Here is a 22,833-nt window from a genome sequence, read left to right as displayed (position 1 = left end):
GGCCCGCCTGTAAGGACATACCCCTTCCCGGGACAGCCCGGACGGACGCCGGAGTTACCGTCCGTAGAGCTTCACGAAATTCCGCAGGATCTTCATCGGTTCGGTGGCGGTGAAGGTCCGGGCCTGCGCCATCAGTTCTTCAGCGGATTCCGGCGGGAAGTACCCGGCGTGGCGGTAGATGTCGATCCTGGTCACCAGGCCCTCGGCGTCGAGTTCCGGATGAAACTGGGTGGCATACAGGTTCTGCTTGATCCGGAACATGTGGACCGGGCAGGCGGCGGAGCTCGCCAGCAGCACGGCGTGCGGGGGCAGCACCGTGCACCCTTCCTTGTGGCCCGTGAATGCCGTGAACTGTGCGGGAAGGCCGGCCAGCAGGGGATCCCGCAGGCCCTCGGGGCTGAGGCTGATGGTCACGCCGCCCAACTGCTCGCCGTACGTCCGGTCGATCACCGCGCCCTGGTGCAGGCCAAGGGTGCCGACGCCGTAGCAGGCGCCCAGGAAGGGGAAGTCCTCCGCCACGATCCGGTCCAGCAGCCCGGACAGTTCACGCTCCACGCGGTGCTGGGCTTCGCTCTTCTTTTCGGGCGGGTCGCTTGAGGTGAACGGGCTGCCGCCCACGATGACGCCGGAGTAGTCGTCCAAGTCCAGCTCCGGCAGTGGTTCGCGCTCCATCCGGATCCGCTTCAGCTGGTGCGGCTCCAGCCCGCCAAAGCGCAGGTACGCCTCGTATTCGTCCTCCGCGGCGACGTCCTCGGCCCGTGAGGCGAGCAGCAGAAACGGCTTCACGGGCTTACTTCAGCAGGGCGACGTCGGACACGAGGGTGATGTGGTCCAGCATCGCTGCCGCGGCTGCCTCCGAATCCTGGGCCCGGATGGCATCGGCGATCTTGCGGTGGGATGCCAGGGACTGTTCAGGCCGGCCGGGCTGCCCCAGCGACTCCAGCCGCGTTTCCAGGATCATCTCCGCAATGAAGGTCATAAGCTGGGCCAATACGCCGGAGTGCGCCGCGGCAGTGATGGCCTGGTGGAACAGCTCATCGCCGTGCGCCCCCTTTGCGCCCGAGGCCACCTCTTCCGCCATGGCGTCCAGCGCCTTGTCAATCGCCTGCATGTCCTCGTCGGTGCGCCGCTCGGCGGCAAGCTCGGCCAGCTTCACTTCGAGGGTGCTGCGGGCCTCCGCAATCTCGGGGAGGCGGCTCCGGTGCTCCCGCAGTCCCTTGAGTACGGAGGGAACGTTGGGGCGGTAGACGAGGACCGCGCCGGTCCCGTGCTGCACGTCGATGACGCCGAGGACCTCGAGTGCCACCAGCGCCTGGGCAAGCGTTGCCCGCGAGACGCCCAGCCGTTCGGCCAGGTCCCGCTCGGCGGGGAGGGTGTCGCCGGGGCCCAGCTGCGCGGACTCGATGAAGTCCATCAGCTGCTCCACGAGCTGCTCGTAGAGGCGCGGGCGGGCGACTCGGGAAATCTGTTGGGCTGCAGTCTTCCTTGGCATGCGCATCCTTCCGGCGTTCTGGGTCCAGCTTAGCGGAGGAGTATTGACAAAGTCACCTAGTGTCTAGGAGGCTAGGCCAGTGAGCCTGTAAGCCACATCACATCAACTCTCATCCCGGAGGAACAACGATGTCCGCTCCTGTCCTGTCCATCATCATCCTGGCGGTGATGTTCCTGCTGGCCACGGTGCTGCCTCTCAACATGGGCGCCCTGGCTTTCGTGGGTGCCTTCCTGCTCGGCTCGGTGGTCCTGGGGATGTCCACCAGCGACATCCTCGCCAACTTTCCCGGCGGTCTGTTCCTGACCATCGTCGGTGTCACGTATCTCTTCGCGATTGCCCAGAACAACGGAACCATCGACCTGCTGGTGCGCGGCGCAGTCCGGATGGTGGGCAGCAAGGTAGCGCTCATCCCCTGGGTCATGTTCGCCATCACGGCGGTCATCACCGCCGTCGGCGCCCTGTCTCCGGCCGCCGTCGCAATCATCGCGCCGATCGCCCTGAGCTTTGCCGCGAAGCACAAGATCAACCCGCTGATGATGGGCATGATGGTGATCCACGGGGCTCAGGCCGGCGGCTTCTCCCCGATTGCCGTCTACGGCGTCACGGTCAACGGCATCATCGGCAAAACGGACCTCGAAGCCAGCCCCATGATGATCTTCCTCGCCAGTTTTGTCTTCAACCTCGCCATCGCCGTGGTGCTCTTCATCGTGCTGGGCGGCAGCAAACTGCTCTCCACCAAGACCGGCCGGCTCGTGGAGCAGGCTGCCGAGTCCAGAATGGCCGTCAGCGTCGGAGCCCGCGCCGCCGGCGTCACCCTGCAGGGCTCCGGTTCCGACATCTCCCCCTCCGGCGTCGCCCGCAAGGGAACGTCCGGCTGCTCCCCGGCCTCACCTGCCACCACGGACGGGGCGGAGGCCGGCGGTGCACGCGCCACCGTTCCGCAGCTGGTCACCATCGCCGGACTGATCGCCCTCGCCGTCATCTCGCTCGGCTTCAAGGTGGACGTTGGGTTCGTCTCCATCACCATCGCCATGGTCCTGGCCCTCGTCTCCCCCGCCGCCCAGAAGGGCGCGGTCAACAAGATCAGCTGGTCCACCGTCCTGCTCATCTGCGGCATGCTCACCTTCGTGGGCGTCCTCGAGGAAGCCGGCACCATCAAGTTCGTGTCCGACGGCGTCGCCCAGCTCGGGATGCCGCTGCTGGCGGCCTTGCTGATCTGCTACATCGGCGCCGTGGTCTCGGCCTTCGCCTCCTCCACCGCCATCCTGGCCGCCCTCATCCCGCTGGCCGTCCCGTTCCTGTCCACCGGCGAAATCGGTGCCGTCGGCGTCATCGCCGCCCTGGCCGTCGCCGCCACGATCGTGGACGTCTCGCCGTTCTCCACCAACGGCGCCCTGGTCCTCGCCAACGCTCCGGAGGACGTGGACAAGGACAAGTTCTACAAGCAGATCCTGGCCTACAGCGGCGTCGTCGTCATCGCCGGCCCCGCCATCGCCTGGCTGGTCATGGTCCTCCCCGGCTGGATGTAAGCCGGCCGGAAGAGCACCAGCAGCCCCGCAAGCAAGAGAAGGAACACCCAGCATGAACCATGAATCCACCTCCCAGTCGGAAAGCCTGCCCCAGCCCCAAGGTACGTCCCAGCCCCAAGGCCCCCTCGCCGGTTACCTCGTGGTGGACCTGAGCCGCGCCCTGGCCGGACCGCATGCCGGCATGATGCTCGCGGACCTCGGCGCACGGGTCATCAAGGTTGAGAACCCCGGCACCGGCGACGATACCCGCGGCTGGGGGCCGCCCTTCGTTGGCCCCGAGGACGATCCCCAGGCGACATACTTCCTCTCCTGCAACCGCAACAAGGAATCCATCGCCCTGGACCTGAAGAGCGACGACGGGCGGACGGTTCTGCGCGAACTGCTGGAACGGGCCGACGTCGTGATTGAAAACTTCCGGCCCGGCGTGCTGGCCCGGCTGGGATTCTCGGCCGCGCAGATGCATGCGCTGAACCCGTCGCTGGTGGTCCTGTCCATCACCGGCTTCGGCCACGACGGCCCGGAATCGCGCCGCAGCGGCTACGACCAGATCCTGCAGGGCGAGGCCGGGCTGATGTCCCTGACCGGTTCCGGCCCCGACGATCCACAGCGGGTGGGGGTGCCCATCGCGGACCTGCTCTCGGGCATGTACGGGGCGTTCGGCACGCTGGCTGCGCTGCTGCAGCGCGAACGGACGGGACAGGGCCAGATTGTGCGGACCTCGCTGCTCGCAGCGCTGATCGGTGTGCATGCTTTCCAGGGAACCCGCGCCACCGTCGCGCGCGAGGTGCCGAAAGCCCAGGGCAACCACCACCCGTCCATCGCGCCGTACGGGCTGTTCCACTGCCGGCAGGGACGGGTACAGATCAGCGTGGGCAGCGAGAAACTGTGGCGGACGTTTGCTGCCGCGTTCGGCATTGCTGCGGACCGCCCGGAGTTCGCCACCAACGCTGAGCGCGTCCGCAACCGGGAAAAGGTCATCGAGGAGGTGGAGCGCGTCTTCGCCGACTACGAGGCTGAGCCGCTGCTCGCCAAACTGAACGAGGCGGGCGTCCCGGCGGGCAAGGTCCGCACCCTGGACGAGGTTTACGCATGGGAACAGGTCCATTCGCAGGGGCTGGTGATCGACGTCGACCACAAGATCCTCGGGAACGTCACCCTGCCGGGGCCGCCGCTGCGCTTCTTCAGCGCCGCGGACACCGCCGAGACCACGCTCAAGGCACATACTGCTCCGCCGCTGCTGGACCAGGACGGCGAGCAGATCAGGCAGTGGCTCGGGCTTGTCCCGGCCAATGCCGCCGCCGGCTCTGCAGGGGAAGGCCGCTGACCATGCCTGAAACCCAGAAGGTCCGGCACTTGGACGCCACCGAACTCATCGCCGCCGTGCTCGACCCCGGCTCCTACCGCAGCTGGGACTCGCCCGTGGCGGACCCCGACCCCAGCCCGGAATACCGGCAGGAACTGGCAGCGGCCCGGGAAAAGACCGGCGTGGACGAGTCCGTCCTCACCGGCGAAGGGCTCATCCGCGGGCGGCGCGTGGCCGTCATTGTCAGCGAATTCCGTTTCCTCGCCGGGTCCATCGGCCTCGCCGCAGGGGAACGGATCGTGAACGCCGTGGAACGGGCCACCCGGGAAGGCCTGCCGCTGCTCGCCGGGCCGGCGTCGGGCGGCACCCGGATGCAGGAAGGCACCATCGCCTTCCTCTCCATGGTGAAAATCAGCGCGGCGGTGCGGGCGCACCGGCAAGCGGGCCTGCCCTACCTCGTGTATTTGCGCCACCCGACTACCGGCGGTGTCATGGCTTCCTGGGGCTCGCTTGGACACATCACCGTGGCCGAGCCCGGTGCCCTCCTCGGCTTCCTGGGGCCGCGCGTCTACGAGGCGCTGTACGGTGCACCGTTCCCTGAGAACGTCCAGGTGGCCGAGAACCTCTTCGACAAGGGGCTGGTGGACGCGGTTGTCCCGCCGTGGCAGCTGTCCGACGTCGTCGACCGCGCCTTGAGCATCCTGGTCGCCGGGCCGCACGCACGTGTCCGTCCGCCGCGGACGCTGTCCGTCAAACCGTCCGACGCCGGCGCCTGGGAATCGATCGGAATCTCCCGGAACCCCCGGCGTCCGGACCTGCGGCAGCTGCTGGCCTACGGGGCCCGGGATGTGCTGCCGCTCAACGGCACCGGCCAAGGTGAAAAGGACCCGGGGCTGCTGCTGGCACTTGCCCGGTTCGGGCAGAAGTCCTGCGTGGTGATCGGGCACACCCGGCCCCGCCCCTCCCAGCAGACGGCCATGGGCCCGGCGTCATTGCGCGAGGCCCGGCGTGGCATGCGGCTGGCCGAGGAACTCGGCCTGCCGCTGGTGACGGTGATCGACACCGGCGGCGCGGCGCTCTCCAAAGAGGCGGAGGAAGGCGGGCTCGCCGGTGAAATCGCGAGGTCGCTGCACGACCTCATCGGTTTGAACTCCCCCACGGTGTCCGTGCTCATGGGCCAGGGGACCGGAGGCGGTGCGCTGGCGCTGTTCCCGGCCGACCGCACCATCGCAGCACAGCATGCCTGGCTGTCCCCGCTGCCGCCCGAAGGCGCGAGCGCCATCGTGCACCGCAGCACGGAGTTCGCCCCGGCCATGTCCGAGGCGCAGGGAGTCAACGTGGCGTCGCTGTACGCCCACGGCATGGTGGAGCACATCGTGGACGAACGCGGTGACGCCGCCGTCGAGGGCAGGGCGTTCTGCCAGCGCCTGGGCCAGGCCATCGAGTATGAGCTGGCCGCGCTCTCGGCCGCCGGCGTGGCGGAGCTCCTTCCGCTGCGGCTCGAGAAGTACCGCACCCTCGGCGGCCTCGTCCCCCTCCCCCTCTAGGAGGTGCCTACCGGGAGAGCTTCTGGGCGTCGGGTTCCCGGTCGCCGATGTGGCCCGGCGCGTTGGCGGCCAGGACCCGCTGGACGAAGGCGCCGTATTCCTCCATGTAGTGGCGCAGGAAGGCTGCGGTTGATTCATTCTTGACCTCGCCGTCGCTGCCGAACACGTCGGGGTTGAACTTCACATAGGCCTCGGGCGCATTCAGCTGCGGGGCGTCGAGGAAGCTCAGCACAGCGCGCATGGAGGACTGCATCACCGCCGTGCCGATGCTTCCCGGCGAGGCGCCGATGATGCCGGTGGGCTTGCGGGCGAACGAGTTGGTGCCCCATGGACGGGAGCCCCAGTCGATGGCGTTCTTGAGGGCGCCGGGAATCGAACGGTTGTATTCCGGGGAGATGAAGAGGATGCCGTCGGACGCTTCGATGGCCTCCTTCAGTGCACGGCCTTCCGGCGGGAAGTCGGCGTCGTAGTCGTAGCTGTACAGGGGAAGGTCCTTGATGGGGATCTCGGTGAACTCGAGGTCCTCGGGCGCGAGCCTGATGAGTGCCTTGGAGAGGGTCCGGTTGATGGAGCCGCTGGCCAGGCTCCCTACGAAATAGCCGATCTTGTGCTTTGCCATGGTTGTGTTCCTTCCCGGCAGCCGGCGCGAACCGGCTGGGCCGACGGTGCAGAGGCAGTGCTGCGGCTGGCAGCCGCGGAGGCATATCGGGTGCAACCCCAACAGTTCAACACAGAACCTTTCACCCGGCCAGAGCGGGGAGCCGGTTCTTGACAGCGTGAGCGGTGCGGTAGCTAGATGAAGGTTAAGCGCAGCACACAGCCCAACAGAGGAGCGGCAGTCATGAGCGAAACCCCGGAGGCGCTGCAGCGCATCCACAGCGAAGCCCCCGCCGAAGGGGATGAAACGGCCGACCCCACGGACATCCGGATGCACTCGCAGGATCCGGCAGAGGGCGCGGACACCCCTGACTGACCCCCGCGGCCGCAACGCACCCGTCCCGGCACTTCCTGCCCTGGGGGCCGTCCGGTCATGCGCAGCATGACCGGACAACTTCGCCAATCGGATCTAACAGCGCCGTAACCCGCCGTTAATACGGGGGCGGGAGACTGGGACCATTGGATCCACACGACTGGCCTGGCACATCAGGGGCAGCCACTCGACGAGGAGTTCGCCAGCATGAATTATTCCGACGACGACGCACCAATGCCTGCAACCTCGCCGGTACGCGGCGGCGAACGCCCTGATCTTAGAAGCCTTCATGTCCGGGAAGATGTGGCACTGGCCGGCCGTTGCGGCAATGTGCACCTGGCTACCGGCCGGACCTGCATCCTGCCCGAACGCCATCAGGGCTCATGCGATTTTGTGGGCCCGGAGGACGCCAACGGGGTGGCACGCTAGGCACCTCCCATAAATGGTGCCCAGTCCTAAAATGATGACTATCCGGCATCTGGGAAAGGGTGTGAGACCGATGGCAGAGCATTACGCCTCCGGGGTCTGGCAGGTCAAGGAGGGCAAGGACGAGGAATTCGTGGAGCGCTGGAAGGAGTTCCTCCAATGGTCCCGGGAAAACTTCCCGGCCATGGTCGAGGCGAACCTGCTGCGGGACCGGGGCACGGCCGGGCACTACGTTTCCTTCTCGGAATGGACCGACGAGGCGTCCCGTGACGCGTGGAAGCAGTCACCCGATTTCAAGACCCGCATCGGTGCGTGCGTGGCCCTGTGTGAGAACATGCGCGGCGCCGACTATGACCTGGCGGCCAAAATCTAACTGGCTTCCGTCCAGGGTCATTCCGTATAGGCGGCACCTACGGCAGGTGCAATTGGCAGGGACACCCCCGCAATATCGGACGCCGGGGTTATGACCCAGCGTTCCCCGTCCTGTTCATAGCTGATAACCGTGGGCTCGGCGGCAGTACTTGCCTCGTCCACGGCCAGCAGCAGTCCCGCCTGCATCCGGCCGGCATGCGCGAACCGTGCCTTCGTGGTCCCTTCAAGGTCGCTGTTGTCAATGAGGATGTACGCCTTGCCTTCGGCCACCGCTTTGATCGAGTACCCGCGCTCCTCATGGACCGATCCGCGGGATGAGGCGATCTCCGTGACCCTGTCGGCCCGCACCAGGCTGTGGCTGATCGTGCGGATCCACACGTCACCCATTGCGACTCCTTTGCTGCTGCGGGCGGGAAATATGCCTCTACTTGCAAACGGTAGTCCGTGACAGCCCGGTTGTAAGCCCCCCAAACGGTTTTGACCGCCGTCGGCCCTAGCCCGCCAGCAGGTTTTCCCCAAGCTCCGGCAGGGTTTTCCCAAAGCTCTTCAGGGAAGAGTGGACCGGACCAGGGATATCCCTGGACGGTCTCAGAGCATCGCCCGGCATCCAGTGTTCGGACGATGCTCGCGACCGCCGGATTCTAGGGGGAGAAATGTTTCAAACCTTTTGGCGGTTCCGCGGGGCGATAGTCCCGCATGCCTGGGCGCTGGGGATCGGCGCGCTGCTGGTGGTGTTCGTCGCCGCCATGGAGGTGGCGGTGCCGTGGCCCATGAAGGTCATAGTCGACGACGTGCTGCAGCCCTCGGGCAGCTCCCAGCTCCACGAGATGCCCGCCTTCCTCGGCCTGGCCGGCCTGAGCCAGCTCCAGCTGCTTCTGCTCGCCGCGTCCGCGCTGCTCGCCATGACAGTACTTAACGCCGGAGCGGATTACCTCGGCACCCGGCTCCTCAACGGCGTGGGTGAGCGGGCCATGGCCACGATCCGGGCCGAAGTCTTCACCCATCTCCAGCGGCTGTCACTGGCCTTCCACGACAAGCAGCGGCTGGGCGACCTGGTCACCCGGACCACCACCGACGTCGATTACGTGCGAGCCCTCATGGTGTCGATCCTGTCGGTGCTGCTGCCCAACATCTTCATCCTGGGATTCGTCATCACCATCTGCATGCTGATCGACCCCACCTTTGCGGTGTCTCCGCTGCTGTTCATGACGGTGCTGTTTTACCGGCGGCGCATCAAGGGCGCGTCGAAGGAGGCCCGCAGCAGGGACAGCGACATCGCGGCGGCGATGTCGGAGACGTTCGCCTCGGTGCGCGTGATGCAGACGTACACGAGCGAGGCGCACCACGAGGAGGACTTCCGCACCCGGAATGACGGACGCCGCGACGCCGGCCTGAGGGTCATCCGGCTGCAGTCCATGTTCTCGCCGCTGGTGGACATCATCGCAACCCTGGGCACGGTGCTGGTCATCTGGATCGGCGCGCAGCGCGTGCTGGACGGAACCCTGACGCTGGGCCTGCTGCTGGTCTTCCTCGCCTACCTCAAGGCCCTGTACTCCCCCATGAAGTCCCTGGCCAAGCTCACCACCGTCATCAGCCGCGGCCAGGCCAGCGCAGAACGCATCCAGGAGATCCTGGACACCGCGCCGGCCATCTCGGACCGGCCCGGCGCGAGGCCGGCGCCGCGGCTGGCCGGTGCGGTGGAACTGCGGCGGGTGAGCTTCGGCTACCAGGGCGACCGGCATGTGCTGCACGGGATTGACCTGAAGGCGGAGCCGGGCAGCGTCGTGGCGATCACCGGCCCGACGGGTGCCGGCAAGTCGTCCGTCGTCAGCCTGATCAGGTGGCTTTCGCTGCCGGCAGCCTTGCGCACGGTGACAGAACCGCGGGACAGGCCCGCGATTCTTGCCCTGGGCGCCAGGCTCCAGCTTGAACTGGGCGTCCGGCCTGCCCCGCGGCGGGAAAAAATGCTGCTGCTGGTGCGCGGGGCCGAAATGACGAAACGGGACGCCTGGGACCCGGAGGCGGGCGCCCGGCCGCTGGCACCGGCCGGTGAGCAGGCCGCCAGGTCACTCGCCTCACTGGGAGCCATGTTCGACATCGAACGCATCCTCGCCGCACCCTCACCCCGCTGCATCGAAACCGTCGCCGAACTCGCGCGGCGGGAATCCCTCGAAGTGGAGCGTTCAGAGCACCTGGCGGGCGGCAGCCTGGCGGGCACTCTGAACCTTGTGGCCAAGGCCCGCGGAACGGGGACTGTCCTGTGCACCCACGAGGACGTCATGGCAGATGTCCTGGCCCACCTCGTACACCGCGACCGGACGGTCCTGACCAAGCGGTTCCGCGTGCGAAAGGGGTCTGCCTGGGTGGTGACCGGCGACCGGACCCGCTACCGCTCCGCCTACTACCTGCCGCTGTCCCCGGCGGACCTCAGCACCGCCGTAGAGCTGAGCCGGGCAGCGGAGCTCCGCGGCGCGCTGGACCTCCCCGCTGCCGTGTAGCCGGCGTCCCGGAGTGTAGCCCATGTGCAGGCGTTGCGGCGGGCGTACGCTCAGACAGTGGACATTGTGGAGTTCCTGTCCGCGCGCATCGCCGAGGACGAGGCCGTGGCGCGCAAGCTGCTCGAGGACCGCACGACGTCGGAATCAGGCAAGTGGTACGAACGGCGCCTGCTGCTGGAATGCGAAGCCAAACGGCGGCTGATCGGCATCGTGGAGTCTGCCAGGCAGACCGCCCTTGCCACGCTCGTGCGTGATCCCTTCGGGGACGGGACCGAGTGGATTCCGCAGGCGCTGGAATGGACCACACTGTCCCTCAACGCGCTGGCGGTCCCCTACAGTGACCATCCGGACTTCAACCGGGACTGGCTCTGGTCCCCCTGACGGTAGGGGACCAGCCGTTGTTCTAGGTGCTGCCCAGGATGCGGCGGGCGTCGGCCTGGGCGTCCAGCTCCTGCTGGGTCACCACGGATCCGCTGATGTACCCCGCACGGGACCTCATGGCCCGGAGTTCAGCCACCGTGTACGGGATCCGGCGTCTGTGCGCCATGGCATGGCAGTTGGAGCACAACGGCACAAGGTCCCCCACAGGGTCCAGTTCGTAGCCGGGGCCCAGCTGGGCTGCCGGCACCAGGTGATGGACCTGGATGAACCCTTCGCCTTCCGGGCCGTACGCGGCCTCGAAGGAAAACCCGCAGGCGGCGCAGGAGGTGCCATGGTGCGCCAGGCAAACGCGGCGGGCGTACGGGTTCCGCTCGTACCGGTTCACGCCCACCCGGATCATGGCGTCCTGGGGCAGTGTGCCGGGCACCGGAAGGACGGGATCGATCTCGTCGGCAGGCAGGCACTCGGCCCAGAGCTCCCGGATGGCGCGTGACTGCTCCTCGGGAACCGGCTGGCATCCGCCCGCTACAGGTGCGGCCGCCCAGTCGGTCAGCGGCGCGCGCGCTGCCAGAATGTCCACCGGGATCTGGTCTCCGAGCGGCAACAGCATGTCAAAGTCAACGTCAACGCAGGCTTCGCCCGGCAGCTGAGACAACGGCGGATACGGCAGATCCGGCCCGGCGGCCAGATACGGAGCGGAAACAACCACGCCATGGCCAATCAGCCCGCTGCCTGTCTTTCCGTGCAGCACGAGCCAGGCGTCCGTTCCCGGCGTGGGCCGGGCCCCGGTCCCGACAGGCCACGCGCGCCGGTGCACGCCGGCGGTGGCCAGTTCATCCACCACGCGCGAATAGCCCGGCCAGGTATCGCCTACGCCCGGGTTCCAGCCCAGCAGAACAGCCACCATTCCTTTATCGTGCCACCTGCAAGGCTTCAGGAGGAGCGCTTGCGCCGGCGCCGCCACCACGGCGCCTTGGCTTCCGGAAGCGGATCCGGTGCGGCCGCGGCCGCCGCTGCCCACCGCTCGCGCCAGCGCTGCACCTCGATGTCGGCGTCACGCGTTTTCGTGACCACCGGCGGTCCGCCCTGCAGTTGGCGGCGGGCGTCGATGATGCGGGCATTGAAGTCCTCGACAATGTCGCGCACCTGCTTTTCCGTGAACTGGGCGTCCAGCCTGGCATCCAGTTCCGCATCCTCGGCGCGCAGCAGGATCGCCTTTGGCCCCAAGCCGCTGAGGTGTTCGCGCTGGATAAGGCCCTTGACCCACCAGTCCGGGTCGTAGGCTTCCCCCAGGCCAGGAATCGGTTTGCCGGAGTACTTCAAGTTGTCGAACTTTCCCTGCGCCATCGCGTCCCGAACCAGGTAATCGGCCCGGGCCGCGTCACTGACCTTCCGGCGTTTCTCCCGCAGTTCGGCCTCGGCGGCAGAGAGCTCCGCATCCTCCTCCGCTGTCCCGCCTGAGGAGCGGAGGGCGCGGAGTTCGGCCGCGCGCTCCACCTTCCGCCTGAAGTCGCCGCCTGCTGAACCCATCGCTTTTCACCGCCCTGCCGCCGGAGTTTGTCCCGTTTCCAGTATTCCCGGCACGTGCCGGACTCTTCAACGAAAGTCCGCTCCCAACGGATGGGAGGCAGGGCAAAAACGGACAACGACGACGGCGGGACCTCCCGCCGTCGTCCGCTGCATCAGGGCTGCTGAACGGTGCCTATATGCTGAACTGTGCCTACATGGGGTCGGGCCAGTTGCCGATATCCGCGCGGGCCGGCGCAGGGGCGGCGTCTTTGTCCTGCCGGGTGCCCCTGTCTTGCCGAGTGGCGTTGTCTTGCCGAGTGGCGTTGTCCTGCCGGATGCCCTTGTCCTGCCGCATTCCGGATGCGCCGGCCGCCGTGGCCCGACCGGAAGGGGGGTCGGGTACCGCCTTCACTGGTGCCGTATTCACAGCCGCCGTGACGACGGGTAGTTCAGACCTCGGAATCTTCATGGGGGCCCTCGCAGGTGAGGCGGCAACTTAAGGCCGGAGCGGATACTCAACCAATGACGTGCCGAATCAGCCGGGGAGGACCGGCCGGTCCGGCAACAACCGTGGCGGCCGTCCCCAGCCCCGTGTGTGCCTGCATCTGACGGTGCCGGCACACTTTCCACCACCCGATACTTCCACCCTATGGGCTGCCGCGGGCAGTGGCACCCGTATCAGGTACTCGAATTTGGACGCCGCCCGCTACTTGGGCACTCGCCGCGGGCCGGCTGTCCCGGCTGGCAGACCCTAGGCCGGGTCCGCCAGTGCGGGCGGCCACACCACCCGGAACCGCTCAAAAACAATCTCGTCGGCTTCGGTCCATTCCATCCCGCGGCGGGCCCGGATCCGGGTCCAGTACTTCCGGTGCCCGGCCTGCCAGCTTGCGAGCGAGCGGTCGTCCTCGCCCTCGTCCCGGGCGAACGCCTCGTCTGCGCTGGCGAACGGGCCGAGACGCAGCTCGACGGTGCGCAGGATGACGTGCGGGATACCGGCCCCATCGCAGGCTATCCAGTGCGACCCGATGCGGGGCAGGCCGGCCCCGGCCGCAAGAAACTCGTCGGCAAGCTCGGAAGTGGCCCGTTTGGTTCCTTCCGTCACTGCCCGAAGCAGCTCATCGGCCAGGTCCGCGGAATCCCCAAAGCGTTCGACCGTGTAGTCCGGACAGATGCGGACAGCTTCGGGGCAGGCTGCCGCATAGTCAGACCAGAAGAGCCCGGCTGCGGCAGTATCCACGGCTGGAAGAATGTCCTCACTCACGTGAGCGCCTCCTTCAGCCAGCGGTCCAGAACGGGGGCCGGCGCCGCGCCTGCCTGGCGGGCCACGACCTTTCCATCCACGATCACCAGCAGCGTCGGGACGGCCTGGATGGCGAAGCGGGCGGAAAGCCGGGGAGCCTTGTCCACATCCACCTTCACGAGCTTGACCTCGCCTGCCCGCTCGTGGGCCAGCTGGTCCAACACCGGGCTCACCATGCGGCAGGGCCCGCACCAGACCGCCCAGAAGTCCACCAGCACCGGGACGCGGGACTGTTCGGCAATGACTGCGAAGTCGTCGTCGCCCGCCTCCACCACCCAAGGCAGGTCGCGGCGGCATTTTCCGCACCGCGGCCGGCCCTCAGCCGCAGCCGGCACACGGTTGGCCTGGCCGCAGTGCGGGCATTTGATGATCGCCTTGTCCATGTTGTCCTTCCTATCCTGTTTCCGGCGGCAGTGCCGGATCGTGCTGGCCGCGCGGGCGGAGGTCGATGATGGGAAGGTGCCCGTCGGTGCGGATGCTGTCTCCGCCGCCGTTGCGGTGGTGGTAGCCGGAGGAGAAGTGGCGGATCACGTGCACGGATTCCACGGCGTGAGCCGTTTGCAGCGTGCCGATGATGAAGTCACGCTCCTCGTCGGTGCCGTCGGCGATCTTGTGCGTGATCTGGAAGGTGAAGAGCGAGAGGCCCACGCTCTTGTCGTACGTTCCGGCGCCCACCCAGTCGACGGCGAAACCGCCGGGGAGCATCCACCCGTCCGGGCATTTCCAGAACCGCACGTGGTGCCGCTTCCGCGGGTTGCCGTCGATTTCGCGCTGGAACGCCATGTCGTGCTTGTTGCCGAAGACGTACAGGTTACTGACCGGCGACTGCGGATAGCTCCGGCCCAGGAGCGTCGAGGTCAGGGTGCGCCAAGCGGTGGCCGGGGTCACGGGGTCGGCCTCGGTCCATCCTGCCGTGAGCATCGCGGTGCGCAGCTCCTCCGCCGGGCCAATGACCGCGAGATTGACCGGATCACCCAGCACGCCGTCGCCGGTGCGGGCTCGCCCGATGAAGTAGTTCGGCAGGTAGAGGCTGCTGAGGATCTTGTGGACGCGGGGCAGGAAGGCGTAGGCCGCAATCAGCCATACGGGAAGGAACACCCATACCTGTTCCGGCCCCTTTGCCAGCCGGGCGAGCAAAAAGAAATAGACGGCCCAGCCCACGGCGGCGGTGGTGGCCACGTAGAGCAGCCGCTGGAGCACGGCGACGACGGTGGCCCAGCGGCTGCCCCAGCGTGCCTTCCGGCTGACGGGCCGGGCATGCTTGGGCTCCTGGGGCGCCTGGGTATCTTTGGGGATAGCCACTTACCTGGGCAGGTGCTCGAGCAGGTGCCCCGTCACCGCACCGTACGCGAGGTGCGGCACGATGTCGCTGACCCAGTCCGCGGCGCTCCAGGTCCGCGGATCGGTGATGCCCAGCGCGGTCATGGGAACGTTGGAGACGAGAAGGGCTGCAAGGGACGCCACGCCCACCGATGCGACGGGTCCGGTGCGCAAGCCCAGCGACCCTGCAGCTCCCAGCACGGCACCCAGGCCCATGCCGGTGGCGATCCCGAGCAGCGGTCCAAGGGCCTCCACCCGGTTCCCGCGCTGGGCCTCGGTTCCCGGGATGGTGACCCCCGTCCGTTCGGCCAGCCGCTCCACCGAGTCGGTGGGGGTCGTGCTCGCGGCGCGGCCCCGCCACACCATATCCAGGTAGCTGGCGGCATTCAGCGCGGTGGTTCCCGCGGCGCCGGCGAGCGCTCCGTTGACTAGTCCTTTGACCAGGGACATCCCGGCTCTCCTTCAGGCTGTGTGCTGGGCATTTCTATCCTGAAACTTACGTGTTGCCACAAATCGCGGCAACGCCGGCGGCCGCCAACGGCGGGACGTCCCGCCGCCGTTTGACCCGGACGTCTTCACATTGTCCGGACCCGTAGAGCTGTGAAAACATGCCTCATGCGTGCCATGCAGAATTCCAGCCGATTGCAAGAAGTCCGTTACGACCTCAGGGGTCCGGTGCAGCATGCGGCGAAGAAAATGGAGTCGGAAGGCCACAGCATCCTGCGCATGAACCTGGGGGATCCGGCGCCGTTCGGCCTGCACGCGCCGGAGTCCATCGTGGTGGACATGATCCACCACCTCCGCGAGGCGCAGGGCTACAGCGACTCGAAGGGCATCTTTTCGGCCCGGACCGCCATCTCCCAGTACTACCAGACCAAGGGCCTGATGGAGATCGGTGTGGAGGACATCTTCATCGGCAACGGGGTCAGCGAGCTCATTTCCATGACGCTCCAGGCCTTCCTGGAGGATGGCGACGAGGTCCTGATCCCCTCGCCGGACTATCCGCTGTGGACCGCTGCCACGGTGCTTTGCGGCGGCACCGCCGTGCACTACGTGTGCGATGAGGAGAACAACTGGTGGCCGGACATGGCGGACGTCGAGGCCAAGATCACCGAGCGCACGCGGGCCATCGTGCTGATCAACCCCAACAACCCCACCGGGGCTGTGTATCCCCGGCACATCCTGGAGGGGTTCGCCGATCTGGCCCGGCGCCATGACCTGGTGCTGTTCTCCGACGAGATCTACGAGAAGATCCTGTTCGAGGACAACGTCCACATTCACATGGCTTCGGTGGCCCGGGACATCCCGGTGCTGACCTTCTCCGGCCTGTCCAAGGCCTACCGGATGCCCGGCTACCGGGCCGGATGGGTGGCCGTGAGCGGTCCCCGCTGGGCCACCGCCGCCTACCGGGAGTCCCTGGAGCTGCTGGCCTCGCTCCGGCTCTGCCCCAATGTTCCTGCGCAGCACGCGATCCAGACCTCGCTGGGCGGTTACCAGAGCATCACGGACCTGATCCGGCCCGGCGGCCGGCTGCGGGAGCAGCGCGATCTTGCCTGCCGGCTGCTTAACGAGATTCCCGGTGTGAGCTGCGTGCCGGCGGCCGGCGCGATGTATCTGTTCCCGAAGCTGGATCCTGAGATGTACCCGTTCGTGGACGACGAGCAGTTCGTCCTTGACCTGCTGCAGGACCAGAAAATCCTGGTCTCGCACGGGACGGCGTTCCACTGGCACGCCACTGACCATTTCAGGTTCGTCATCCTGCCCGCGGTGGACGACATCCGCGAGGCCGTGCGCCGCATCTCCACCTTCCTGTCCTCGTATCGGGCCAAAGCCGGGCGCGCCCGCGCCATGTCCGGCAACGCGGCCCACCACGGCCAGGACGAACTGACCGCCTAGGCACTGGCGCAAGCGGACGACGGCGGGAGGCTCCCGCCGTCGTCCGCTTTTCTGTTGCTGTACCCGGCACTGTTCTTCTGCCCGGGTAGGACGACCGTCAGCCGATCGGCTCCGCCATCTGCTCCACGACGTACTGGACGTCCACGGAGTCGCCCGTCACCGGATCGGTCATTTCCACCTTCCAGCTGCGGGCGAACTGGTTGACGCCGTGGGTCATGGCCACCGTTCCGGAAATGAGTACCGTTCCGGGGGCGTTCAAGCCGCGCTCGGTGAGGACGTCCAGCCAGTAGTCAGGCGTCAGCAGGGCCTCCAGAGAGCTGTCCTGGATGAGGGTGTCCGGGGTGTCCCCTTCCCCCACCCATGCCTTCAGGGTGATCTGGTCCAGGTGGTCCCGCACGTCATCGAGGCGCCAGGCCTTGCGCCCCAGCACATCAGGGCTGGCGTTCTTGCTCCAGGCCACCCCATGCACTTCGAGGGCGCGGTCGGTGTGATCGCAGGCGACGGTGAGCAGCACCCCGTCCCCGGTGATGACCATGGCCCATTCCGCTTCCCCGGAAGTCCGTCCATGCTGCACCTGAACTTCCGATACCTGTTGCGCCAGATAGGGGGACACTGGATACAAGGCGGGAGTAGTGGTGGGTCCCGGAACGCCAAGTTCAGCGAGCTCGGCAATATGGGCCTGGACCTCATCCTGCTCACGCCCGGCGTAGCCGGCATTCAGGAGGTGCCTGACCTCCACGTCCTGGGTGCGGCCGCCAGGTAGTTCGAAGCTCAGAGTCGTCATCGTGGATCCATCCTTTGCAGTGCTGCTGAAGAAATTTACAGATCGGAAACCGGAAACGGTCGCCAATGTACATCCAGTATGCGTAATGTATACATTTAACGCCAGCGTGACAGGCGTCACTATAAAAAACCTCGTGGAGGACTACACAAATGGCTAACGTCCCAGTTCCGGCTTCCGGTGGAGCGCCGCACCCGCACCCGCAGCCGCATCCGACGGTTCACCCCAAGGGCCTGTACAAGGCCTTCGCCGCCAGCCTTACCGGCACGGCTCTTGAGTGGTACGACTTCGCCGTCTACTCGGCGGCGGCCGCCGTCGTATTTCCCATCGTCTTCTTTCCGGCGTCCGATCCCCTGACCGGCACCATCCTCGCGTTTTCCACCTACGCGGTGGGCTACGTGTCCCGCCCGGTGGGCGGCATCATCTTCGGCCGGCTCGGGGACCGCATTGGCCGTAAGAAAATCCTCGTCACCACGCTGATGATCATCGGTGTAGCTACGGTGCTGATCGGCGTGCTTCCCGGGTACGACAGCATCGGAGTCACCGCCCCGATCATCCTGGTCCTGCTGCGGTTCGCGCAGGGCGTGGGCGTCGGCGGCGAGTGGGGCGGCGCCGTGCTGCTCTCCAGCGAATACGGTGATCCGCACCGCCGCGGCTTCTGGGCCTCCGCCGCGCAGGTGGGCCCGCCCGCCGGCAACCTCCTGGCCAACGGCGCGCTGGCCGTGCTGACCGTCGCACTCACCGAGGAGCAATTCCTGAGCTTCGGCTGGCGCATCGCGTTCCTGGTATCTGCCGTGCTGGTCGGCTTCGGCCTCTGGATCCGGCTGAAGCTGGAGGACACTCCGGTGTTCAAGGCCATCCAGGCCCACGGCGAGCAGCCGCACGCCCCGATCCACGAGGTCTTCCGTAAGGAACTCCGCCCGCTGATCGCCGCGATCCTGTGCCGCGTTGGACCTGACGTGCTGTACGCGCTGTTCACCGTCTTCACGCTGACGTACGGCATCCAGGTCCTGGGCTACGAGCGCAACCAGGTCCTGACCGCCGTCCTGATCGGCTCCGCTTTCCAGCTGTTCATGATCCCGCTGGCAGGCGCCGTCTCCGACCGCTTCAACCGCCGCCTGGTCTACGGCGTCGGCGCCACGGTGGGAGCGGTCTGGACGTTCATCTTCTTCGGCGTCCTCGGCGGGAACAACCAGCCGATGCTGATCGTCGGCATTGTGCTGGGTCTGATGGCGCACTCGTTCATGTACGGCCCGCAGGCCGCCTTCATCGTGGAGCAGTTCTCCCCCCGGCTGCGCTCCACCGGCAGTTCGCTGGCGTACACCTTCGCCGGCGTCATCGGCGGCGCCATCGCGCCGCTGCTGTTCACGGTACTGCTGGCTGAGTACGGAACCTGGATTCCGGTGGCCATCTACGTGGCCGTGGCGGCAGCCGTGACCCTCCTGGGTCTGGCCCTCGGCCGGGACAACGACGCCGTGGAGGACCTGGACTACCGGCTGCTGCTGGAAGGTTCCGCATCGGCCCGCCAGCAGTCCGGCGTCGAATCCGCCTAGCGGTTCCGAGTTTTTGTACAGATGTTGGCCGCCGAGGGCCCCGGAAGTCCCATTATCTGTACAAAAACTCCGTCAGGTGCGGAGCAGGATGTCGCGGGTGACGGCCAGGTGATGGTCGATGGCCTCCTGCGCCTTCACCGCGTCTCCGAACACCAGGGCATCGAGGATGTCCTGGTGTTCGGAGCACACCTGCTCCCGCCGGCCTCCCGTCCGGAACAGGGCGGAAACCCCGACGACGATCTGCCGGACGTGCAGCTTGCTGTACGTCCGGGAAATGAGTTCGTTGCCGGCCGCGTCGATGAGGTGCTGGTGGAAGAGGGTGTCCAGCCGGATGAACTCCTGGGCGGCTTCGGCACTCTGGTCTTCCGGCAGTTTGGACTGCTGGTCCAGGGTCTCCTGCATCTTGCCGGCCGGCACGCTCCGGTGCTCAATGACAAGCCGGGCGGCGTGGCTTTCCAGCACGCCGCGCAGTTCCATCAGTTCCGAGATTTCCCGGCCGGTCACCGGGGGTACGTAGGCGCCGCGCTGCGGGATCAGCTCCACCAGCCCGTCAGAGACCAGGAGCAGCAGGGCCTCGCGGACAGGGGTGCGGGAAACCCCGATCTCGGCAGCCAGCTCCTGTTCGTTGAGGAAGCGGCCCTGCATCTCCGGGTTGGTCAGGATGTTTTCACGCAGATAGGCGTACGCCTTCTCCCGGCCGGACGCCGCCGTCCCCGAACTTTTTCGCATACATCAGGTATACAACAGGATCGTGTATACGACAGAGAGAAGCAGATACATGCGTTTAGCAGTCGCCCAGATCGTCACGGGCGCCAGTCCCGAAGCCAACCTGGAGCTCATCCGAGACTACGCCACGCAGGCAAAACAGGCCGCGGCCGAGCTGGTGGTCTTCCCGGAGGCGGCCATGCGTGCCTTCGGCAACCCGCTGGCGGATATCGCCGAGCCGCTGGACGGACCGTGGGCCACGACGGTGCGGTCGATCGCCAGGGACCTCGACATCGCCGTCGTGGCAGGGATGTTTACCCCCGGCGACGGCGGACGGGTGCGGAACACGCTCCTGGTGACCGGACCCGGGATCGACACGTCCTACGACAAGATCCACCTCTTCGACGCGTTCGGATTTGCCGAGTCCGATTCGGTGGATGCCGGAACCTCGCCGGTGACCTTCGAGCTGAACGGCACCGTCATCGGCCTGGCCACCTGCTACGACGTCCGCTTCCCGGCACTGTTCACGGCCAATGCCCGGGCCGGAGCCGCCATCAACATCGTCTGCGCATCGTGGGGCGCCGGCGAAGGCAAGGCGGAGCAGTGGGACCTGCTGGTCCGTGCACGGGCCGTGGACAGCACCACCTTTGTGGTGGCCTGCGGCCAGGCCGACCCGGCCACCCTGGGGCTGCCGTCCGCCGGCACCGCCCCCACCGGGATCGGCCACAGCGCGGTGATTTCGCCGCTTGGTTCCCCGCTGGTGGCGCTGGGCGGCAAACCCGAACTGGCCGTCATCGACATCGACCCGTCCATCATTCCGGACGTCCGCGGGAAGCTGCCCGTGCTGGCGAACGCCAGGAGCTTCTAGGCCGGCCACAACTACAGCCCGGCCATAACTACAGCAGGGCAACGAAAAGCGGGGCGGGGCCACACCGAGTGGCCCTGCCCCGCCGTCGTTCTTCCCTGCTGCCGTTCTGCCTTACTGCCCGGCCGGCACCCGGTACGTGCTCTCCGGAACGTCCGTGATGAACATGTGTCCGGGAGCGTGGCTGATGGCAAAGGCAGGCCTGGACGCCATGACCGCGCTCTGCGGGGTGACACCGCAGGCCCAGAACACCGGGACCTCCCCCGGCCGGATGTCCACGGGGTCCCCGAAGTCGGGGCGGGCGATATCCGCAATGCCCAGGGCTTCCGGCGATCCGGCGTGGACCGGGGCGCCGTGGACCTTGGGCACTTCCGCAGTGACCCGGATGGCGGTGTCCACGAGTTCGGCCGGCATCGGGCGCATCGAGACGACCATGCGGCCATGGATCCGCCCCGCCGGGGTGCACTCGACGTTCGTGCGGTACATGGGGACGTTGCGGCCCATCTCGGTGTGGCGCAACGGGATGCCCTCGGCGGCCAGCGCAGCCTCGAAGGTGAAGCTGCAGCCAATGAGCACGCCCACCATGTCGTCGCGCCACAGGGACCGGACGTCGGGCACCTCCGCGGCCAGAACCCCGTCCTTCCACACCCGGTAGGCCGGGATGTCGGTCCGGATGTCAGAGCCGGGGGCGAGGGCACTTTCGTACTGCCCCGCGGGAATAACGTCGACGACGGGGCAGGGCTTGGGATTCAGCCGGCAGAATTCGAGGAATTCGTCCGCGTAGTCGGCTGTCACCGCGATCAGGTTGGCCTGGGTGTACCCGTCGCTCCAGCCGGAGGTGGGTGTGACCAAGCCGTTGCGGAACTGCAGGCGGGCTTCCGACGGCGGCAGGAGTGCGTTGGCCTGGTTTACCCGGGCGCTGCTCATCGGGTTGCGCTTTCGGCAGGTTCTGCGGATCCCCGCAGGTATTCCTCGTCCTCGGCCACGTTCGAGTCGCGGCCCAGGGCAAGGCCCACGAGGGTCAGCAGGCAGGCAACGCTGAGGTAGACGGCCACCGGAACCCAGCTGTGGAAGGTGCTCTGCAGCAGGGTGAACATGAACGGTGCGATGGCGCCGCCGATGATGCCGGCAAAGGTGTATGCCAGCGAGCTGCCCGTGGAGCGGAGCCGCGGCGTGAACTGCTCGACGACGAACGCGGCTTGCGGGCCGTACATGAAGGAGTGGCACAGCAGGCCCAGCACGGTGCCCACCACGAGCATCACCGGGGAGCGCCCTTCGAGGACGATGAAGAACAGGTAGGCCCAGACTGCTGCCGCCACTGCGGCAATCCCGTAGACCAGGCGCCGGTTGATCCGGTCGGAGATGGCGCCAGCGAGCGGCATCGTGAAGAGCTGCAGCGCCGAACCGACCAGCACCGCCACGAGCACCTGGCCGCGGTCGAAGCCGAGTTCCTGGATGCCGTACGTCAAGGTGAAGACGGTGCAAAGCGCGTAGGTCACGTCCGGGCCGATGCGGCTGAGCATCGCTGCAAGGAGCGGCCTGCGCTGCGTGGTGAGGACTTCCCTGATCGGGGCCTTGGGCTGGTCGCCGCGGGCTTCCATGGCCTTGAAGATGGGCGTGTCCTCGAGCTTCAGGCGGATCCACAGCCCGAACGCCACCAGCAGGGCCGAGATCAGGAAGGCGATCCGCCAGCCGTAGTCCAGGAATGCCTGCTCGGACATGGCCAGGGTGAGGACGGCGAGTGCGCCGTTGGCCATCAGGTTTCCGGCGGGCGGGCCGATCTGCGCCGCGGAGGCCCAGAAGCCGCGGCGGCTCGGTTCCCCGAACTCGCTGGAGAGCAGGACTGCGCCGCCCCATTCGCCGCCAACACCGACGCCCTGCGCAAACCGGAGGAAGACAAGGATGGCCGGGGCGATGATGCCGATGTTGTCGTAAGTGGGCAGCAGGCCGATGAGGAAGGTGGCCACGCCGATGAGCATCAGGGTGAAGACCAGGATCTTCTTCCGCCCGATTTCGTCGCCGAGACGGCCGAAGATGATGCCGCCGACCGGCCTTGAGATGTAGCCCACCGCATACGTCGAGAAGGCCAGCAGGGTCCCCGTCACAGGGTCCGACGCCGGGAAGAAGATCAGCGGGAAAACGATGGCGGCAGCGGCGGAGTAGACGGCGAAGTCATAGAACTCCAACGCCGTTCCCGTGAGGCTGGCCGCGAATGCCTTGTACATGTCCTTGCGCCCGACGGCGGGCCTGGTACCTGCGGAGGCCAGTGCGGATTGGTTGGCCATTAGTTCCTCCATGGAAAGTGTGGATGGCATCCGTTAGCTGCGGATGCACTGGTGCGCCAGTCTGTCCGGCCTGCGACGTTGACAGGCGCGGGCGCTGAGGC

At 67.1% G+C, this 22,833-nt stretch carries 25 protein-coding genes; 11 read left to right on the top strand and 14 right to left on the bottom strand.

The genetic code is table 11. The features are described from left to right. Positions 1–54 precede the first annotated feature (54 nt). Positions 55–786 (bottom strand): glutamine amidotransferase, encoded by a 732-nt coding sequence (locus BWQ92_RS13655; protein ID WP_076800288.1) that lies wholly within the window; start codon positions 784–786, stop codon positions 55–57. A 4-nt stretch (positions 787–790) separates the two neighbouring features. Then, positions 791–1,492: a FadR/GntR family transcriptional regulator gene (locus tag BWQ92_RS13650; protein WP_076800287.1), complete on the bottom strand. Its 702-nt coding sequence runs from the start codon at positions 1,490–1,492 to the stop codon at positions 791–793. 128 nt (positions 1,493–1,620) lie between these two features. Between BWQ92_RS13650 and BWQ92_RS13645 the strand changes: the two genes are divergently transcribed. Genes BWQ92_RS13645 through BWQ92_RS13635 form a run of 3 tightly spaced genes read left to right on the top strand, consistent with a single transcriptional unit; the run spans position 1,621 to position 5,871 of the window. Continuing rightward, on the top strand, positions 1,621–3,021 hold the full coding sequence (locus BWQ92_RS13645; RefSeq protein ID WP_076800285.1) for an SLC13 family permease: 1,401 nt from the start codon (positions 1,621–1,623) through the stop codon (positions 3,019–3,021). 52 nt (positions 3,022–3,073) lie between these two features. Beyond that, the gene (locus BWQ92_RS13640; RefSeq protein WP_076800283.1) at positions 3,074–4,345 is read left to right on the top strand and encodes a CaiB/BaiF CoA transferase family protein; all 1,272 of its coding nucleotides are present in this window, start codon (positions 3,074–3,076) and stop codon (positions 4,343–4,345) included. A 2-nt stretch (positions 4,346–4,347) separates the two neighbouring features. After that, the gene (locus tag BWQ92_RS13635; protein WP_076800281.1) at positions 4,348–5,871 is read left to right on the top strand and encodes a carboxyl transferase domain-containing protein; all 1,524 of its coding nucleotides are present in this window, start codon (positions 4,348–4,350) and stop codon (positions 5,869–5,871) included. A gap of 7 nt (positions 5,872–5,878) precedes the next feature. On the opposite strand, the gene BWQ92_RS13630 is transcribed toward BWQ92_RS13635, so the two are convergent. Further along, positions 5,879–6,490, bottom strand: a complete 612-nt coding sequence (locus BWQ92_RS13630; protein ID WP_076800279.1) for an NADPH-dependent FMN reductase — start codon at positions 6,488–6,490, stop codon at positions 5,879–5,881. Between the two features lie 222 nt (positions 6,491–6,712). On the opposite strand from BWQ92_RS13630, the gene BWQ92_RS24485 reads away from it, so the two are divergent. The 3 genes from BWQ92_RS24485 (at position 6,713) to BWQ92_RS13620 (ending at position 7,640) form a co-directional block, all read left to right on the top strand. Continuing rightward, positions 6,713–6,844, top strand: a complete 132-nt coding sequence (locus BWQ92_RS24485) for a hypothetical protein (RefSeq protein ID WP_257787650.1) — start codon at positions 6,713–6,715, stop codon at positions 6,842–6,844. Between the two features lie 204 nt (positions 6,845–7,048). Then, the gene (locus BWQ92_RS13625) at positions 7,049–7,270 is read left to right on the top strand and encodes a hypothetical protein (protein ID WP_076800278.1); all 222 of its coding nucleotides are present in this window, start codon (positions 7,049–7,051) and stop codon (positions 7,268–7,270) included. A 70-nt stretch (positions 7,271–7,340) separates the two neighbouring features. Further along, positions 7,341–7,640, top strand: coding sequence for an antibiotic biosynthesis monooxygenase family protein (locus tag BWQ92_RS13620; protein ID WP_076800276.1), 300 nt, complete (start codon positions 7,341–7,343; stop codon positions 7,638–7,640). Positions 7,641–7,657: 17 nt separating this feature from the next. Here BWQ92_RS13620 and BWQ92_RS13615 read toward each other — a convergent pair whose 3' ends face one another. Beyond that, positions 7,658–8,026: a hypothetical protein gene (locus tag BWQ92_RS13615; protein ID WP_076800275.1), complete on the bottom strand. Its 369-nt coding sequence runs from the start codon at positions 8,024–8,026 to the stop codon at positions 7,658–7,660. Between the two features lie 266 nt (positions 8,027–8,292). Between BWQ92_RS13615 and BWQ92_RS13610 the strand changes: the two genes are divergently transcribed. Further along, complete coding sequence (locus tag BWQ92_RS13610) at positions 8,293–10,137, top strand: ABC transporter transmembrane domain-containing protein (protein WP_076800273.1); 1,845 nt, start codon at positions 8,293–8,295, stop codon at positions 10,135–10,137. Between the two features lie 57 nt (positions 10,138–10,194). Further along, positions 10,195–10,518 carry a DUF6221 family protein gene (locus BWQ92_RS13605; protein WP_076800271.1) on the top strand — a complete coding sequence of 108 codons (324 nt, stop codon included), beginning with the start codon at positions 10,195–10,197 and terminating at the stop codon, positions 10,516–10,518. A 22-nt stretch (positions 10,519–10,540) separates the two neighbouring features. Here BWQ92_RS13605 and BWQ92_RS13600 read toward each other — a convergent pair whose 3' ends face one another. From BWQ92_RS13600 to BWQ92_RS13575, 6 genes are all read right to left on the bottom strand, one after another. After that, the gene (locus tag BWQ92_RS13600) at positions 10,541–11,425 is read right to left on the bottom strand and encodes an HNH endonuclease (RefSeq protein ID WP_076800269.1); all 885 of its coding nucleotides are present in this window, start codon (positions 11,423–11,425) and stop codon (positions 10,541–10,543) included. Between the two features lie 26 nt (positions 11,426–11,451). Beyond that, on the bottom strand, positions 11,452–12,048 hold the full coding sequence (locus tag BWQ92_RS13595) for a J-domain-containing protein (protein WP_076800267.1): 597 nt from the start codon (positions 12,046–12,048) through the stop codon (positions 11,452–11,454). A 730-nt stretch (positions 12,049–12,778) separates the two neighbouring features. After that, positions 12,779–13,288 carry an ASCH domain-containing protein gene (locus BWQ92_RS13590; protein ID WP_076800265.1) on the bottom strand — a complete coding sequence of 170 codons (510 nt, stop codon included), beginning with the start codon at positions 13,286–13,288 and terminating at the stop codon, positions 12,779–12,781. Further along, a complete protein-coding gene (gene trxA / locus BWQ92_RS13585) occupies positions 13,285–13,710 on the bottom strand; it encodes a thioredoxin (protein ID WP_076800263.1) in 426 nt (141 codons plus the stop codon). Before trxA ends, BWQ92_RS13590 begins: the two co-directional genes overlap by 4 nt. A 10-nt stretch (positions 13,711–13,720) precedes the next feature. After that, the gene (locus tag BWQ92_RS13580) at positions 13,721–14,629 is read right to left on the bottom strand and encodes an LssY C-terminal domain-containing protein (RefSeq protein ID WP_076800261.1); all 909 of its coding nucleotides are present in this window, start codon (positions 14,627–14,629) and stop codon (positions 13,721–13,723) included. Next, positions 14,630–15,097, bottom strand: a complete 468-nt coding sequence (locus BWQ92_RS13575; protein WP_076800259.1) for a hypothetical protein — start codon at positions 15,095–15,097, stop codon at positions 14,630–14,632. A gap of 165 nt (positions 15,098–15,262) precedes the next feature. Here BWQ92_RS13575 and BWQ92_RS13570 point away from each other — a divergent pair, with 165 nt between their 5' ends. After that, positions 15,263–16,543 (top strand): pyridoxal phosphate-dependent aminotransferase, encoded by a 1,281-nt coding sequence (locus BWQ92_RS13570; protein ID WP_076800257.1) that lies wholly within the window; start codon positions 15,263–15,265, stop codon positions 16,541–16,543. Positions 16,544–16,640: 97 nt separating this feature from the next. On the opposite strand, the gene BWQ92_RS13565 is transcribed toward BWQ92_RS13570, so the two are convergent. Next, complete coding sequence (locus BWQ92_RS13565) at positions 16,641–17,327, bottom strand: DUF2848 domain-containing protein (protein ID WP_076800255.1); 687 nt, start codon at positions 17,325–17,327, stop codon at positions 16,641–16,643. Between the two features lie 149 nt (positions 17,328–17,476). Between BWQ92_RS13565 and BWQ92_RS13560 the strand changes: the two genes are divergently transcribed. Continuing rightward, entirely contained in the window at positions 17,477–18,877 is a 1,401-nt protein-coding gene (locus BWQ92_RS13560) for an MFS transporter (RefSeq protein WP_076800252.1), read from the top strand. A 72-nt stretch (positions 18,878–18,949) separates the two neighbouring features. On the opposite strand, the gene BWQ92_RS13555 is transcribed toward BWQ92_RS13560, so the two are convergent. After that, positions 18,950–19,606 carry a GntR family transcriptional regulator gene (locus BWQ92_RS13555; protein WP_076800250.1) on the bottom strand — a complete coding sequence of 219 codons (657 nt, stop codon included), beginning with the start codon at positions 19,604–19,606 and terminating at the stop codon, positions 18,950–18,952. Positions 19,607–19,655: 49 nt separating this feature from the next. On the opposite strand from BWQ92_RS13555, the gene BWQ92_RS13550 reads away from it, so the two are divergent. Further along, positions 19,656–20,450: a carbon-nitrogen hydrolase family protein gene (locus tag BWQ92_RS13550; RefSeq protein WP_076800248.1), complete on the top strand. Its 795-nt coding sequence runs from the start codon at positions 19,656–19,658 to the stop codon at positions 20,448–20,450. 111 nt (positions 20,451–20,561) lie between these two features. Here the strand turns inward: BWQ92_RS13550 and BWQ92_RS13545 are convergent, their stop codons facing one another. Together BWQ92_RS13545 and BWQ92_RS13540 are read right to left on the bottom strand one after the other, a co-directional pair. Continuing rightward, entirely contained in the window at positions 20,562–21,374 is an 813-nt protein-coding gene (locus BWQ92_RS13545; protein WP_076800246.1) for a putative hydro-lyase, read from the bottom strand. Continuing rightward, positions 21,371–22,732, bottom strand: coding sequence for an MFS transporter (locus tag BWQ92_RS13540; protein ID WP_076800244.1), 1,362 nt, complete (start codon positions 22,730–22,732; stop codon positions 21,371–21,373). The genes BWQ92_RS13545 and BWQ92_RS13540 overlap by 4 nt, the downstream gene beginning before the upstream one ends. Positions 22,733–22,833 lie beyond the last annotated feature (101 nt).

The sequence above is a fragment of the Arthrobacter sp. QXT-31 genome, from assembly GCF_001969265.1.
GTDB lineage: Bacteria > Actinomycetota > Actinomycetes > Actinomycetales > Micrococcaceae > Arthrobacter.
Note: the sequence above shows the minus strand (reverse complement) of the source record. Positions and strands in the feature narration are given on the sequence as shown.

What these genes read in the sequence shown, in the direction of transcription:
- BWQ92_RS13650 (WP_076800287.1), bottom strand. Translation starts at nt 1,492, where the DNA reads ATGCCAAGGAAGACTGCAGCCCAACAGATTTCCCGAGTCGCCCGCCCG.
- BWQ92_RS13645 (WP_076800285.1), top strand. Translation starts at nt 1,621, where the DNA reads ATGTCCGCTCCTGTCCTGTCCATCATCATCCTGGCGGTGATGTTCCTG.
- BWQ92_RS13640 (WP_076800283.1), top strand. Translation starts at nt 3,074, where the DNA reads ATGAACCATGAATCCACCTCCCAGTCGGAAAGCCTGCCCCAGCCCCAA.
- BWQ92_RS13635 (WP_076800281.1), top strand. Translation starts at nt 4,348, where the DNA reads ATGCCTGAAACCCAGAAGGTCCGGCACTTGGACGCCACCGAACTCATC.
- BWQ92_RS13630 (WP_076800279.1), bottom strand. Translation starts at nt 6,490, where the DNA reads ATGGCAAAGCACAAGATCGGCTATTTCGTAGGGAGCCTGGCCAGCGGC.
- BWQ92_RS24485 (WP_257787650.1), top strand. Translation starts at nt 6,713, where the DNA reads ATGAGCGAAACCCCGGAGGCGCTGCAGCGCATCCACAGCGAAGCCCCC.
- BWQ92_RS13625 (WP_076800278.1), top strand. Translation starts at nt 7,049, where the DNA reads ATGAATTATTCCGACGACGACGCACCAATGCCTGCAACCTCGCCGGTA.
- BWQ92_RS13620 (WP_076800276.1), top strand. Translation starts at nt 7,341, where the DNA reads ATGGCAGAGCATTACGCCTCCGGGGTCTGGCAGGTCAAGGAGGGCAAG.
- BWQ92_RS13615 (WP_076800275.1), bottom strand. Translation starts at nt 8,026, where the DNA reads ATGGGTGACGTGTGGATCCGCACGATCAGCCACAGCCTGGTGCGGGCC.
- BWQ92_RS13610 (WP_076800273.1), top strand. Translation starts at nt 8,293, where the DNA reads ATGTTTCAAACCTTTTGGCGGTTCCGCGGGGCGATAGTCCCGCATGCC.
- BWQ92_RS13600 (WP_076800269.1), bottom strand. Translation starts at nt 11,425, where the DNA reads ATGGTGGCTGTTCTGCTGGGCTGGAACCCGGGCGTAGGCGATACCTGG.
- BWQ92_RS13595 (WP_076800267.1), bottom strand. Translation starts at nt 12,048, where the DNA reads ATGGGTTCAGCAGGCGGCGACTTCAGGCGGAAGGTGGAGCGCGCGGCC.
- trxA (WP_076800263.1), bottom strand. Translation starts at nt 13,710, where the DNA reads ATGGACAAGGCGATCATCAAATGCCCGCACTGCGGCCAGGCCAACCGT.
- BWQ92_RS13575 (WP_076800259.1), bottom strand. Translation starts at nt 15,097, where the DNA reads ATGTCCCTGGTCAAAGGACTAGTCAACGGAGCGCTCGCCGGCGCCGCG.
- BWQ92_RS13570 (WP_076800257.1), top strand. Translation starts at nt 15,263, where the DNA reads ATGCGTGCCATGCAGAATTCCAGCCGATTGCAAGAAGTCCGTTACGAC.
- BWQ92_RS13565 (WP_076800255.1), bottom strand. Translation starts at nt 17,327, where the DNA reads ATGACGACTCTGAGCTTCGAACTACCTGGCGGCCGCACCCAGGACGTG.
- BWQ92_RS13560 (WP_076800252.1), top strand. Translation starts at nt 17,477, where the DNA reads ATGGCTAACGTCCCAGTTCCGGCTTCCGGTGGAGCGCCGCACCCGCAC.
- BWQ92_RS13555 (WP_076800250.1), bottom strand. Translation starts at nt 19,606, where the DNA reads ATGCGAAAAAGTTCGGGGACGGCGGCGTCCGGCCGGGAGAAGGCGTAC.
- BWQ92_RS13550 (WP_076800248.1), top strand. Translation starts at nt 19,656, where the DNA reads ATGCGTTTAGCAGTCGCCCAGATCGTCACGGGCGCCAGTCCCGAAGCC.
- BWQ92_RS13545 (WP_076800246.1), bottom strand. Translation starts at nt 21,374, where the DNA reads ATGAGCAGCGCCCGGGTAAACCAGGCCAACGCACTCCTGCCGCCGTCG.
- BWQ92_RS13540 (WP_076800244.1), bottom strand. Translation starts at nt 22,732, where the DNA reads ATGGCCAACCAATCCGCACTGGCCTCCGCAGGTACCAGGCCCGCCGTC.